The 12,928-nt window shown below is 66.1% G+C and carries 17 protein-coding genes; 8 read left to right on the forward strand and 9 right to left on the reverse strand.

The window, feature by feature from the left end; genetic code table 11:
- Positions 1-5: 5 nt before the first annotated feature.
- From NQ034_RS07895 to NQ034_RS16205, 3 genes are read right to left on the reverse strand one after another with little or no spacing between them, the layout of a single operon-like run.
- On the reverse strand, positions 6-527 hold the full coding sequence (locus NQ034_RS07895) for a VOC family protein (protein WP_257048129.1): 522 nt from the start codon (positions 525-527) through the stop codon (positions 6-8).
- Between the two features lie 10 nt (positions 528-537).
- Positions 538-1,263 (reverse strand): amidohydrolase family protein, encoded by a 726-nt coding sequence (locus NQ034_RS16200; RefSeq protein WP_373567199.1) that lies wholly within the window; start codon positions 1,261-1,263, stop codon positions 538-540.
- Positions 1,149-1,907, reverse strand: coding sequence for an amidohydrolase family protein (locus NQ034_RS16205; protein ID WP_373567198.1), 759 nt, complete (start codon positions 1,905-1,907; stop codon positions 1,149-1,151). The genes NQ034_RS16200 and NQ034_RS16205 overlap by 115 nt, the downstream gene beginning before the upstream one ends.
- 169 nt (positions 1,908-2,076) lie before the next feature.
- Here NQ034_RS16205 and NQ034_RS07905 point away from each other — a divergent pair, with 169 nt between their 5' ends.
- The 5 genes from NQ034_RS07905 (at position 2,077) to NQ034_RS07925 (ending at position 5,499) form a co-directional block, all read left to right on the forward strand.
- The gene (locus tag NQ034_RS07905) at positions 2,077-2,496 is read left to right on the forward strand and encodes an ATP-binding cassette domain-containing protein (RefSeq protein WP_257048130.1); all 420 of its coding nucleotides are present in this window, start codon (positions 2,077-2,079) and stop codon (positions 2,494-2,496) included.
- Positions 2,466-2,888: an ABC transporter ATP-binding protein gene (locus NQ034_RS07910; protein WP_257048131.1), complete on the forward strand. Its 423-nt coding sequence runs from the start codon at positions 2,466-2,468 to the stop codon at positions 2,886-2,888. The genes NQ034_RS07905 and NQ034_RS07910 overlap by 31 nt, the downstream gene beginning before the upstream one ends.
- A complete protein-coding gene (locus NQ034_RS07915; RefSeq protein WP_257048132.1) occupies positions 2,885-4,426 on the forward strand; it encodes an ABC transporter permease in 1,542 nt (513 codons plus the stop codon). The genes NQ034_RS07910 and NQ034_RS07915 overlap by 4 nt, the downstream gene beginning before the upstream one ends.
- Positions 4,423-5,205, forward strand: coding sequence for an ABC transporter substrate-binding protein (locus NQ034_RS07920; RefSeq protein ID WP_257048133.1), 783 nt, complete (start codon positions 4,423-4,425; stop codon positions 5,203-5,205). Before NQ034_RS07915 ends, NQ034_RS07920 begins: the two co-directional genes overlap by 4 nt.
- Before the next feature lie 78 nt (positions 5,206-5,283).
- Positions 5,284-5,499 (forward strand): hypothetical protein, encoded by a 216-nt coding sequence (locus tag NQ034_RS07925; protein WP_257048134.1) that lies wholly within the window; start codon positions 5,284-5,286, stop codon positions 5,497-5,499.
- A 34-nt stretch (positions 5,500-5,533) separates the two neighbouring features.
- On the opposite strand, the gene NQ034_RS07930 is transcribed toward NQ034_RS07925, so the two are convergent.
- From NQ034_RS07930 to NQ034_RS07955, 6 genes are read right to left on the reverse strand one after another with little or no spacing between them, the layout of a single operon-like run.
- The gene (locus NQ034_RS07930) at positions 5,534-5,935 is read right to left on the reverse strand and encodes a PIN domain-containing protein (RefSeq protein WP_257048136.1); all 402 of its coding nucleotides are present in this window, start codon (positions 5,933-5,935) and stop codon (positions 5,534-5,536) included.
- Complete coding sequence (locus NQ034_RS07935) at positions 5,929-6,180, reverse strand: type II toxin-antitoxin system Phd/YefM family antitoxin (RefSeq protein ID WP_257048137.1); 252 nt, start codon at positions 6,178-6,180, stop codon at positions 5,929-5,931. The genes NQ034_RS07930 and NQ034_RS07935 overlap by 7 nt, the downstream gene beginning before the upstream one ends.
- 52 nt (positions 6,181-6,232) lie before the next feature.
- Positions 6,233-7,192, reverse strand: a complete 960-nt coding sequence (locus tag NQ034_RS07940) for an Lrp/AsnC family transcriptional regulator (protein ID WP_257048138.1) — start codon at positions 7,190-7,192, stop codon at positions 6,233-6,235.
- Positions 7,193-7,234: 42 nt separating this feature from the next.
- Positions 7,235-7,663: an immunity protein CdiI family protein gene (locus NQ034_RS07945; protein ID WP_257048140.1), complete on the reverse strand. Its 429-nt coding sequence runs from the start codon at positions 7,661-7,663 to the stop codon at positions 7,235-7,237.
- 11 nt (positions 7,664-7,674) lie between these two features.
- Complete coding sequence (locus NQ034_RS16405; RefSeq protein WP_257048141.1) at positions 7,675-8,289, reverse strand: PaaI family thioesterase; 615 nt, start codon at positions 8,287-8,289, stop codon at positions 7,675-7,677.
- Between the two features lie 18 nt (positions 8,290-8,307).
- Positions 8,308-10,125 carry an ABC transporter family substrate-binding protein gene (locus tag NQ034_RS07955; RefSeq protein WP_257048142.1) on the reverse strand — a complete coding sequence of 606 codons (1,818 nt, stop codon included), beginning with the start codon at positions 10,123-10,125 and terminating at the stop codon, positions 8,308-8,310.
- Positions 10,126-10,279: 154 nt separating this feature from the next.
- On the opposite strand from NQ034_RS07955, the gene NQ034_RS07960 reads away from it, so the two are divergent.
- Genes NQ034_RS07960 through NQ034_RS07970 form a run of 3 tightly spaced genes read left to right on the forward strand, consistent with a single transcriptional unit; the run spans position 10,280 to position 12,922 of the window.
- A complete protein-coding gene (locus tag NQ034_RS07960) occupies positions 10,280-11,278 on the forward strand; it encodes an SIS domain-containing protein (RefSeq protein ID WP_257048143.1) in 999 nt (332 codons plus the stop codon).
- A gap of 19 nt (positions 11,279-11,297) precedes the next feature.
- Positions 11,298-12,164 carry a PfkB family carbohydrate kinase gene (locus NQ034_RS07965; protein ID WP_257048144.1) on the forward strand — a complete coding sequence of 289 codons (867 nt, stop codon included), beginning with the start codon at positions 11,298-11,300 and terminating at the stop codon, positions 12,162-12,164.
- Between the two features lie 32 nt (positions 12,165-12,196).
- Positions 12,197-12,922 carry a GntR family transcriptional regulator gene (locus NQ034_RS07970; protein ID WP_257048146.1) on the forward strand — a complete coding sequence of 242 codons (726 nt, stop codon included), beginning with the start codon at positions 12,197-12,199 and terminating at the stop codon, positions 12,920-12,922.
- The last annotated feature ends 6 nt before the right edge of the window (positions 12,923-12,928 follow it).

Below are 12,928 nucleotides of genomic sequence, written 5' to 3' on the forward strand. Positions count from 1 at the left end.
GTCTCTCATGCGCGGTCTTCGGTGTTCGCGGCTGCCACGGCGTCCGTGTCGGAGGCGAAAACGGCGTCGGCCGGGGGCGCGGTCTCCTCCTCTTCGGGGTGCACACCGAGCTTCTTGGCGAAGCGCACCAGGTAGCCGTCGGGGTCCTGCACGAGGAACTGGCGGTAGCCGCGGGCCAGACCGTCCTGCACGGGCCATTCCTCGCTCATGTCCTCGAAGATCGGGTAGCCGGCTGCCACCAGTTCATTGCGCAGCGCGTCGGGGTCGTCGATGAAGATCTTGAAGTTGATCCCGCGGCCCAGCGGTGGATCGAAGGGGCCGGTGGACCAGTGGCGGGTGGCCTGACAGATCATGATCTCGGCCTCGCCGATGCGCAGGTAGTCGTGCGCCTCGCGGTGCATGACGACCTCGCTGGGCAGCAGGTCGACCCAGAAGGTCCGGGATTTGGCGATGTCGAGGACCATGAGTTCGGGCACCAGGTGGCTGCGCCCGCCGTCGAGGTCGAAGGGCTGGATTTCATCGGTCATGAGGGCTCCTTTAGAAGACGTTGAAGTCGTTGACGAGTTCGATCTGGCGGGTGCGCGCGGCGGACACGACGCGGTCCACGTCCACGGTCAGGACCTCGCCTGCGGACACGACGGTGCGCCCGTCCACCAACACGGTATCGACATCGTGGCCGGTCGCGCCATCGACCAGGTAGCTGAACGGGGTGACCGAAACCGAGGCGTCGACGCTGTCGAGGTCGAGCAGCACGATATCGGCCCTGGCCTCGGCCGTCAGCTGGCCGATCCGCCCGGCCATGCCCAGCGCGGCGGCGCCGCCGCGGGTGGCCATCTGCAGTGCCTCGTCGGGGGCGATCGCGTCGAGTTCGTGGACCACGGGGCCGTAGGTGTACTGCTGGCCCATGGTCACACCCGTCGCGATGCGGAACATGTCGAGCATCCCCTGGCTGGTCGCGGCGCCGTCGGTGCCCAGACCGATCGGGACGCCTGCGCGCCAGTATTCCAGGGCGCGCGGGGTGCCGAAGTTGTAGTTGTTGCGGCAGTGGGCCACGCTGGGGCCGTGCTCGCGGAACTTCTGCACGTCCCAGGGGGTCGCGTAGACGGCGTGGGCGGCGTGCAGGGTCTCATCGAACACGCCGAGGTCGATCAGGAAGTCGATGGGGCGCTTGCCGTAGCGGGCCACCGCGTAGTCGATTTCGTCGGTGCCCTCCAACAGGTGGGAGTGGACCTTGGCGCCGCGGGCCAGGGCCTCGGCGTGGATCGTGGTGATGAGCTCGGGGAACAGTTCATGATCTGGCGCAGTGCCATGGATCCGGTGATCAGGCCGCCGGCGGGGTAGTCCTCGACCAGGCGGATGTTCTCCTCGATCGCCTCGTCGGTGGTCATCCGCATGGATTCGGGGATCTCGGTGGAGTCGTCCAGAGTGGACCGGCCGATCATCCCGCGCATCCCGGTGGCCAGGGCGGCGCGCGCCGTGTGGTGCGGGTGGGGGCCGCCGGCGTCGTAGAAGGTGGTGGTGCCGTGGGCCAGCATATTCGCCGCCGCGAGCTGCATGGACAGCTCCATGTCCTCACCGGACAGGTTCGCCTCGAAGGGGATGAGGTAGCGGCGCCACACCGGCCATTCCTGCTTGCCCTTGCGCTGCAGTTCGGGGAACAGGCCCTTCATCATGGTCTGTGCGATGTGGGTGTGGGCGTCGATCAGGCCCGGCATCGCCAGGCGGTGGCGTCCGTCGATGACCGCGGCGGCGGTATAGGCGGCTGCGATGTCAGCGGCTTCGCCGATAGCGGCGATCGCGCCGTCTGCGATCGCGATCGAGCCGTCCGCCAGGACGGTGCCGGCGTCGTCGAAGGTGACGATATAGGCGTGTTCGACGATGGTGTCGACGGTTTTGGGTGCGGTCACAGGGCGGCTCCTAGGAATATGCCAATACATGTGTATCGATGGCAAGAGTTTGTCAGCTCAGCCGGTAAGACGTTCAATAGTTGCCAGGATAGCAACGGCGAAATATGCTATGCAACACCAGTCATCGCGCCTTCACGGCACCCTCTTACCGGAGATTTCGGAGTCCTTCATGGCGACAGACCGCCCCACCCCTGTACCTACCAGCCCGGGCGGCAATGCGCCCGGCGTCCAGGTGAATGACCTGGAGAAGGTCTTCCACACCCGCTCCGGCGACGTCACAGCGCTGACCGATGTGAGTTTCGCGATGAGCCGCGGCGACTTCGTGTCCATCATCGGACCATCGGGCTGCGGTAAGTCCACCGTGATGCGCGTCCTCGGTGGCCTGGACACGGAATTCTCCGGCACCGCCACGATCCACGGGCAGAGCCCCGACGCGGTCCGCCGGGCCCACCGGGTGGGCGTGGCCTTCCAGGATTCCGCGATGATGCCCTGGCGCACGGTGCGGGGGAACCTGGAACTGCCGTACAAGATCGCAAGGGAAACCGTGGACACCCCCGGGTGGACGAACTGTTGGAATTGGTGGGCCTGAGCAATTTCGCCAAGGCCTACCCCAGCCAGCTCTCCGGCGGCATGCGCCAGCGCGCCAGCATCGCGCGCGCCCTGGTCCGTACCCCCGAGGTGCTGCTGCTCGACGAGCCCTTCGGCGCCCTGGACGATGTCACCCGCCAGCGGATGAACTTCGAACTCCAGGACATCTGGCTGGCCTCCCAACCCACCACCCTGATGGTCACCCACTCGATCCCCGAGGCCGTGCTGCTCAGTGACCGCGTCATCGTGATGAGCGGGCGCCCCGGCACGATCGCAGCAGTCTACGAGGTCCCGATTCCGCGTCCGCGCACCGCCGAGACCCTGCGCAGCCCCGAGTTCCACCGGGTCGTCGACGAGATCTCCGACATCCTGTTCGGCGAGGACGCACAGTGACCCGCCTGGTCCGCACTACCCGCTATGCGGGCGTACTGGTGCTGGTCGTGGTGGTCTGGTGGCTGACCGCCCTGGCCTTCGAATCGCGCGGCGGGGTGGTTCCGGGACCCGGCGCCGTGTTCAGCCGGCTGTTCGCCGACGGCTGGGACTTCTACGGCCGCAATCTGCTGGCCACCCTGGGCGAGGCCGCCCAGGGCTTCGTCTGGGGCAACGGCCTGGCGATCCTGCTGGGGGCGCTCACCGCGTTCTTCCCCGTGATCAGGCCCTTCGTATCCCAGCTGGCGCTCTTCGCCTACAGTGTGCCGATCGTGGCGATCGGCCCGATTCTGGTCACCGCCCTGCACGGGCGCACCCCGATGGTCGTGCTGTCGGCCGCCGCGGTCCTCTTCATCACCCTGAACAACGTCATCGACGGCCTGGCCATGAGCGATAAGGGCACGCTGTCGATCGTCGACTCCCTGGGTGGGTCGAAGGGTCAGAAACTGCGCTTCGTGCGCTGGTGGTACGCCCTGCCCAATCTGTTCTCCGGTTTGAAACTGGCAGTGCCCGGTGCCCTGATGGGTGCGATCTTCGGTGAGTACCTGGGCCGGGTGGACAACGGGTTGGGCGTTGTCCTGGTGCGTGCCCAGAAGGAACTGGAGATCGACCGGGCCTGGGGCATCATCGTCGTCATGGTGCTGGTCTCGAGCATCGGGTATGCGATCGTCGCGTGGATCGGCAAGCGCCTGCTGCGCTGGGCTGCGGACATCACGCTCGTGCAGTCCAGCCCCGATCAGCGGATCTGGGTCAACGTCTTCGGCATCATCGGTTCGGCCATCGTGCTGGTGGCGATCTGGTGGGTGGGCATCGGCCTGGCCGATATGAATCCGGTGATCGGCAAGTCCCCGCTGGACGTGGCCGGCTACCTGTTCTCCTCCGACCCCGCCGGCCGGGCCGAGGTCTTCCACAATCTGTGGATCACCCTGGGCGACGCCGGGGGTGGGTTCGTCGTCGGCATCGTGTTGGCGATCCTGTGCGCCCTGTTGGCCACCCGCGTGAGCTGGTTCGCCGACCTCATCATGCCGATCGCCATGATCCTGCGCGCAGCCCCCCTGGTGGCGATCGCCCCGATCATGTTCATCGCGATCGGCCGGTCCTACACTGCGGTGACGGTGATCGTCGCGATCATCGTGTTCTTCCCGGCCTTCCTCATCATGCTCGAGGGCATGGCCACCGCGCCCAAGGCGCTGCTGGGGATCGTCGACTCGCTGGGTGGGAAGTCCGGTGCGCAGACGCGCTTCGTGGTGCTGCCGGCCTCGATTCCGTATCTGTTCTCCGCTCTGCGGGTGACCCTGCCGAACGCCATTATGGGTGCGCTGATGGCCGAATGGCTGGCCACCGGCACCGGCCTGGGCGCCGCCTTCATTCAGGACGTCACCAAGTTCAACTTCGCGGGTCTGTGGTCCGGCGTCGTGTTCGCCACCGCCGCGTCCGTGATCCTCTATGCGCTGGTCGATTTCATCGAAATCGCCTACCGCCGGTCCAGGAGGCTGGTATGAAAATCTTCTCCAAGCGTCGGGGCCTGTCCCTGGGCGCTCTGCTCACCGCGGGCGTCGTAGCCCTGACCGGCTGCGGGTCCGTGGCCGACACCAGCGAATTCGGCGAACTCTATGTGCGGCTGTCCTGGCAGAAGGACATCACCGCGGCCGGTGCCTACTTCGCCGACCAACACGGCTACTACACCGACGAGGGCTTCTCCAAGGTGGAGCTGCTGTCGGGCGGCCAGGCCTCGCCCCCGGTGGCCAGCGACGTGGTGCAGGGCAATGCGCTCTACGGCATCGACGGGCCGGACTACGCCGCCCAGGCGATCAAGGCCGGCGCCCCGCTGTCGATCGTGGGCTGCCAGTACCAGGAGACGCCGATCGCGGTGATTTCCGCTGCCGACTCCGGGATCGCAGGGGCCAAGGACCTGGTGGGCAAGAAGATCGCGGTCCAGGACGCGAACCAGCCCGTCATCCAGGCGATCTTCGAGGCCAATAAGATCGACCCGAAGTCCGTGACCGTGGTGCCCTGGCAGGGTGATGCGACGACCCTGGCCGGCGGCGAGGTCGACGCGGTGCTGGCCTTCGGGCCGGAGTACATGGTGGCGCTGAACAACATCGGCTTCGACTACCGGCGCGATCTGGTCAGCCAGTTCGGGATCCACAATATGACGTACTGCTATGAGGTCACCGGCGATGCGCTGAAGACCAAGCGGCCGCAGATCAAGGCGGCGCTGAAGGCCGAGGTGCGCGGTTGGCGCGACGCCCTGGCAGATCCGGACCAGGCCGCGGACTAGGCCCTGCACACCTACGGCAAGGACCTGGGACTCGATGCGGATGCGCAGAAGAAGATCCTGTGCGCGGATTCGCAGATCATGGTCACCGATGAGACCCGTAAGAACGGGCTGTTCACGATGAGCGAGGAACAGATCGAGAAGAACATGGACTCGCTGGCCCAGTCCGGGTTCGGCGATATCAAGCGCGAGGACCTGTTCGACACCTCCTTGCTCGACGAGATCTACCGGGAGAACCCGGAGCTGAAGGAAGTGCCGCAGGTCGGGTGCAAGCCCGCCGACATGCTCGACCACTGAGGTCGTTCAAGCTACACCTACAAGTGGCGGGTAGTCATTCGAGTACGGGGTCGTAGGTTTCGTAGCCCAGCTGTTCTGCGACTGCCGCCATCGTGTGGTCGTGTGTAGCAACAATGGCATCGAGGCCGGTCTGGATGAGAGCGCCGAGGTGGAGGGCGTCCAGTGTCTTGATGTGGGGGACGATCGACTCCGCTGCGGTGAATGTAGCCGGTGACATGGGGATGGTTCCTACATGGTCGAGAACGTCGTCCCTATGGCCGACCGGTAGATCTTCACGGCGAAGAACCCGTGTCATTTCGGTTCTGAGCAGGCGCGATGCGATGATCGTCGTGTTCTCTGCGCCGGCGGTGTCATCGAACCAGCCGGCTGCGGAGGGGGAATGCCCCAGGAGGATTCTGAGGGCGACGGAGGTATCGAGATAGAGGTACTTCACCACTGGCCCTTGGCGTCCTCGATCAGGGCATCGATATCGGCGGCCGTCTTGAGCTTGACGGGGCGGATACTGCGCGTCTTGGCCGGACCTGTTCTCTTAGGTGGAACGAAAGGAAGAGCGTCGGTAGCGGGAACAATGCGACCGACGACGCGATCGTGCCGCGTGATGTCGTAGGTGGCGCCTTCCTCCACGGCTTCGAGCATCCGTGTGGGGTTCTGGCGGAGTTCGCCAACGCTGATCGTGTTCATGTTCTCAAGGTAGGTTATTTGTCTACCTCTGTCTAGAGATGGGCTTCAGCGGTCACCACAGGCCGGTGTCCTTGACGTTCTGTGAGTAGTAGTCGACGCGCACATCGGCGACCCGCTCATCGGCCAGCACCGCGTCGATCGCGCGGGTCATCTCCGCCTGGTCCGCGGCCAGGAACTCGACGGTCACGGCGGCAGGGCCGGTCACCTCGGACACCCAGGAGGTTGCCGGGTGGACCGCCAGGGTGCGGGCCAGGCCGCCGGCGTCGCGGTGCACCCGGATACTGACCCCTGCATAGTAGTCCAGGCCCAGGGCCGCGGGCTTGACGCGGCACTGCATGCGCACGCCCGGTGAGCTGAGCAGCCGGTTGACGCGGCGGCGGGCGGTGGACAGCGGAATGGCCACGGCCTCGGCGATCTGGGTCAGGGTGGCGCGGCCATCGGCGCGCAGCACGTGCAGGATCTCCCGGTCCGTATCGTCCACCGCCTCCAAGGCGGTGCCGCCCAGCCACTGGGTGGGGGAGTGCTCGGCCGTGGCCGAGGTCCCGGGCAGCCGGAAGGTGCTGGCCGAGCGCGGGCCGATATAGGAGCGCATGACGATCGCCGACTCCAGTGCGTCGACGCCCGGCCAGGCGCGGATCTCATCGGTCAGGGTGAGGAATTCGGCGGGCGTGGCGCAGTTGATCTGGGCGACGGCGGTGCGCCCGTCGATGGTCAGGGTCGCCCAGTTCACTCCGTGTTTGGCCGCCAGGCGCACGCCGATGTCCGTATGCAGTGCGCGCGAGTGCAGCCACAGGAAGCCCACGACTGACTGGTCCAGCAGTGCGGGGTCGACCAGGGCGGTGATCTGCACGGTGTCGGAGTCCAGGAGGTGGGCCAGGCACCGGCGCGCGGTGGCGTATTCGATGCCGGCGGCCTCGGCGATCTCCGTTGCCGTGGCCCGCCCGGATGCGCGCAGACAGGCGACGATCCGCAGGTCCGTATCGTCGAGCAGGGGAACGGCGTGGTCTTCCATAGTGGTGTTCAGCCTATATCGCTTCTCGCGCGGGGCCCGTGCTCAGGACCAGCGCTCGTCCCTGACGACGAAGTCCGGGCCCAGTTCGCGCCGTAGGCGCTCGATCACCGCATCGCCGCGGCGGCACCACTCATTGCGGTTGGCCTCGGCGTCCCATACGGCGTCGCCGGTGTCGTCGAAATCGTAGTGCGCCGTCCAGAACTCCATGAGCCGATGCGAGAGACGGCCCAACTCCGCGGACAGTCCCAGGTCGGCCGACTCGAGGTTGTAGAGGGGGTTGCCGGTCTCCCAATAGGGTGAATCCTGGCCCCACTCCTCGAAGAACCGGATCGTTCTGCGCCCCTGCGCATCGAGCACCGGCTCCTCGCCGTCCTCCGTGCCGGTCGCGGAGCCATCCGGGTCGCCGGCGTTGAAGACCTCCCCGCTGAGCGGGGCATAGGCGGACCACCGGTCCTCGGGTTCCCGGCCCATCGGCTCGGTCCCTACTTCCCGAAGTCAGCTGGGTCGCGCGGTGCGATCCACAGGCCGTGGGCCCTGGCGGTGATCTGCCCGCCGGCTGAGACCTCGGCGGCCATAAAGCGTTTGCGGCCCTCCTCGCGGTCGATCCAGCCGCGGAACACCAGCGGTGTGTTCAGGGGAGTGGCGGCGTCGTAGGTGATCGTCAGCTCCCGGGTGTAGGACGGGCGGCGCCCGCCCACATGGGCCGCGGCACCTGCGACCTGGTCGAAGCAGGCGGCGATGATCCCGCCGTGCACGCGGTTCGGCGGGCCCTGGTACTGCAGGGGCAGGGAGGCCTCGCCCACGGCGATATCGCCCTCGTAGCGGATCGGCATGGGCGGGGCGATCGGATTGCGCGCCGAGGCGATCGGGTTGATGCCCGTGGACACGTAGACCGACTGCGGGAACGGATCGTCGACCGTGACGTCCTGCGGTGCCGCCGAGGTCCGGGCCAGCTCCGCAGCTACCTCGCGCACGCGGCCCGCCAGAGCCGCATCGTCGTCGAGCGTGGTCAGCGCTGCGGTGAGTTCGCGGGTCAGGCGGGCCGTGTGTTCGGCGTACGGTGTCGTTGTCAGGGGGTATTCAGTGTCAGTCGTCACCGTTCATTTGTATCACCGTCACTTCCAGGTCCAGAAGTTCCAGAAGGCGTTCGGTGCGACCGGGATGGAGCTGACGCCCTGCAGGGACTCCTTGTTCGCCACGATTTCCGGGAACTGGAAGATCGGCAGGCCGAAGGCGTCGTCGACCATGTTCTTCTCGATCTGGCCCTGCATCTCGATTTGCTTTGCCGGGTCGGTCTCCGTCAGCAGCTTGTCGTAGAGGCCGTCGACGGTGGTGTTCTTGTAGCCGCTGGTCATCTGCTGGCCATTGGAACGGTACTTCTGGTCGGTCTGTGACACGCCCAGGTGCTCATTGCCCCAGCCGTAGAACACCGCATCGTACTTCGAGGTGTCGTCCATGTTCTCGCTCCACTTGGCATCCGCGCCGTCGATGACCTGGAAGCCGGCGGACTCTGCGGACTCCTTGATCAGCTGGAAGATCTGCTCACGGCGGGCATTGCCCTTGGCGTAGAGGATCCTGACCTTGGGTTTGGATGCCCCGGCGTCGGCCAGCAGTTGCTTGGCTTTGTCCACATCGGTGGAGCCGTAGGTCGATTCCATGCCGTTGGCCGCGGTGACCTTGCCGTAGCCGTCCGATCCGGGCACCTGGGTGTAGGAGTTGCGGACCGCGGCATCGTCCTTGAGCGGCTTGATGATCGTGTCGACGATCTTCTGCCTGGGCAGGGCGGACAGAAACGCCTGGCGGACCTTGAGCGCCTTGGCCCTGTCTCCGCCGTGGGTCCTCGGGTCGAAGGGACCGCCGTTGTCCATTACCAGGTCGATGTGTTCGAAGGTGTCGGAGTTCTGCACATTGACCTGGGTGCCGTCGATGCCCTGGACCGATTTGAGGATGTCGGCGGTCGCCTGCGGGTTGATCAGGTCGACCTCGCCGTTCTGCAACGCCTGGACGGCGGCCGTGGGATCCTCGTTGTAGCGGAAGGTGACGGTCTTGAAGTCGGACTTCCGTTCGCCCTCGTAGTCGTCGCGCCGGGACAGCGTGAGGAACTGGCCCTCCTGGTATTCGGTCATCTGGTAGGGACCGGTGTTGACCAATAGGTCCTTGTCCTCGGGTAGCTTGGTGAAGCTGTACCCGGTGTTCCAGAAGGTCGCGACCTTGTTCAGCGCGGCGTTGTCCTTCTTCCTGAAGGCCTCGGTCAGGGCCGCTGCGGCCTCGCTTGGGTCGTCGACGCCCAGGGCCTTCTTGGCCACGATGTGCGCCGGATTGCCCGAATCCTGCAGGGTCAGGTTGACGTCCCAGTCCGCGAAGGGCTTGGAGTATTCGACGGTGACGGTCTTGCCGTCCTCGGACACCTCCGGGAACTTCTTGATCAGGGCCAGACCCTGATCGTTGGCGTTGAAGACCACGTCGTTCGCGCCGACCTTCTTGATGCTGCCGTCGTCCTTGGTGGCCTTGCCCAGGTCGATGGTGTTGAAGTTGCCGCTGCGTGCGCCCCAGGCCAGGATCATGTCCGCGGCGGTGTAGGGCACGCCGTCGGACCACTTCGCGGTGTCGGCGATCGTGTACTTGACCTTCATCGGGTTGTCGGAGATCTTCTCGACGGTGCCGAAGCTCGTGTTGTCGTGGAGTTTGAGGTCGTCACCGTAGTACTTGAATGAATCGCTCATGAAGTAGGTGACGTTCTGGTTGGCGGTCGCCGAGGTCGTGGTGGTGTGGCCGTTGAGGGAGAAGAACGGCTGGTTCCACATGATCTTGACTTCTTTGTCCTGGTCCGCCGCAGCAGCGCCCGAACCACTGTTGTTCGGCGTACATCCGGTCAGGGCCAGGCTCAGCGCCGCTATGGCGGCGATGCCCGATGTCAGCAGATGTTTCTTCACGGGAGTGTCCTTACTGTGTCCGAGGGGCTGATGCTTTTACATAACGTCTTATAAAGGTATACCATTGATTGTGACACAACACACCGCTGATCCCAAGCACTTTCCAGTGATGACTTTTCAGCGACCCGAGTAGATCCGAGCAGGAGACGGAACCATGAGCGACACCGTGCACCCCACCGACATCATCGAAGCCCAGCTGGCCAGAGCGATCGCCGCCATCACAGCCAAGACGGACATCAAGAACGTGTTCTTCGCGGCCTGCGGCGGCTCCAACGCCACCTTGCAGCCGGCCGCCTACACGCTGCAGGAACAGACCGGAGAGGTCTCGGCGCTGGCGCTCAACGCCCGCGAATTCACCACCCGCGCGCCGAAGGCCCTGGGCCCGCACAGCCTGGTCATCACCTGCTCGCATTCCGGCAACACCCCGGAGACGGTCGCCGCAACGGAATTCGCCAGGGCGGCGGGCGCCACCACCATCGCGCTGACCAATCTGGAGGGCTCGCCCCTGGACGAGGCCGCCGAATACACGATCTTCTACCAGCACGGCGAGGGCAAGCAGTACGCCTACACCGGCAGCCCCCTGCTGTACCGCCTGACCTGGGCGATCCTCGACCACGTCAACGGCACGCAGATCGCACCGGCGGCCGACGCGGCAGTTGCGGCATTCGACGACATCGTCGCCGCCACCACCCCCGGATACGTCGAGCAGGCCGATAAGTGGGCGTTCGCGCACCGCCGCGATGAACTCATCTACACCCTGAGCTCCGGGGTGAACTATTGGCAGGGCTATTCCTTCTCCATCTGCTTCCTGCAGGAGATGCTGTGGGTCCACTCGCAGGGGATCAACAGTGCTGAGTACTTCCACGGCCCCTTCGAGATCACCGATTTCGACGTGCCCTTCATCGAATTGCTGGGTCTGGGCGAGGCCCGCGCGATCGATCAGCGCGCGCACGACTTCGTGATCCAGCACGCCGACTCCGTCGTCACCCTGGACGCCGCGAGCTGGGACCTGTCCGCTGTGGACGAGGCCCTGCGCCCCAGCTATGCCCAGCTGGTCTTCGGCCCCGTGCTGCGCGTGTTCGCCGACGCCCTGTCGGACCACCGCGGCCACCCGATGTCAGTGCGCCGCTACATGTGGCGCATGGAGTACTGAGGGGAAGGCGGGCACAGTCATGGCAGACGTCCTGGGGATCGGCGATGCGGTCGTCGACATCTACCGCGATCGGACCACCGCCTACCCCGGCGGCAATGCTCTGAACGTGGCGGCCTATTCGAGGCTGTTCTACGGTTCGCTGGCGGGTTTCGCCGGGATACTGGGCACCGACGGCTACGGCGACCATGTCGCCGACACGCTGTCTGGCATCGGCGTCGACGTGTCGAGGATCCGGCGGGCGGTCGGTGAGACCGGGCGCACCCTGGTCGACCTGGCCGCCGACGGCGACCGGGTGTTCCTGGCCTCGAACCGGGGTGGGGTGCAGCACGACGTGCGGCTGCGTCTGACCGATGAGGACATGGAGCTGGCGGGGGAGTTCGCCGCCGTGCACACCTCGATCGACTCCGGGATCGAACCCTATCTGCCCCAGCTGGCGCAGCGGGCCACCGTGTCCTACGACTTCTCGGAGCGCTCCTACAAGCCGATGGACATGACCCTGCTGCCGCATGTGGAGTGCGCATTCGTGTCCGCCAGCGGGTGGAGCCCGGAAGAGCGCACGGAGTTCGCCCGCGCCTGCTTCGCCCACGGGGCCACGGTCCTGGTGCTCACCGCAGGTGCCGCCGGAGCCCACGGGTACACGGCGGACGGCGAGTTCTACGCCCCGAGCCACGCGGTCGAGGCGGTGGACGCCCTGGGCGCCGGCGATGGTTTCATCACCGGTTTCCTGCATTCCTGGACGGCCGCGCACGACCCCGTCGCAGCTCTGGCGGCCGGAGCCGAGGCCGGGGCCAGGGCCTGCGGGTACCGGGGTGCCTTCGACTGCGGCACGCCGGCCAGTACCGCCGAGATGGACATCATGCTGGCCACCAACCCGCACATCGCGTAGGGGCCGGAACCCGGTAGGGCACAATGGCAGGTGTGAGCACAGTGCAGCCCGGCATCCCCCGTTATCTGCAGATCCGCAATGATCTGCGCGCCAGGATCGACGCGGGTGAGTTCCAGAACGGGCAACTGCTGCCGGCGGAGCCGAAGCTGCAGGAACACTACGGGGTCTCCCGCATCACCCTGCGCAAGGGGGTCGAGGAGCTGGCGAAGGAGGGCTACGTCTCGAAGCAGCCGGGACGCGGCACCTTCGTCACCCACAGCTCCTTCACCACCAGCCTGATGACTCTGGGCGGGTTCGGGAAGCTGCCGGAGAAGTTCCAGGGAACGCCGCGGCGCCGGGTGCTGGAGAAGCTGCGCGAAGGCGCCGATGTCCGGGTCGCCGCCCTGTTGGAAGTCCGGCTGGGCACTCCCGTGGTGGGGCTGCGCCGGCTGCTACTCGACGGGGAAAACGTCATCGCCTACGACGTCACCCACTATCCGGAGCTGCTGCTGCCGGGCTTTTTGGACAAGATCGACGACGACGTGTCGACCTTCGCCGTGCTGGCGGCCGACTACGGCTATGTGGAGACCACCTCGGGCGGCACGATCGGCGCCGAAGTCGCTACCGGGACCGAGGCCGAACTGCTGGGGGTGGCGCTAGGGGATCCGGTCCTGCGCATCGACAAGGTGGTCAGAGCCGCGGCGGGAGCCGATGCTGGAACGCCGATCGCGGTGTCCTCCTTCCGCGTCGACCCCTACCGCGTACACGTGGAGTTCTAGGGGGTC

The sequence above is a fragment of the Brevibacterium moorei genome (genome assembly GCF_024580735.1).
Taxonomy (GTDB): domain Bacteria; phylum Actinomycetota; class Actinomycetes; order Actinomycetales; family Brevibacteriaceae; genus Brevibacterium; species Brevibacterium moorei.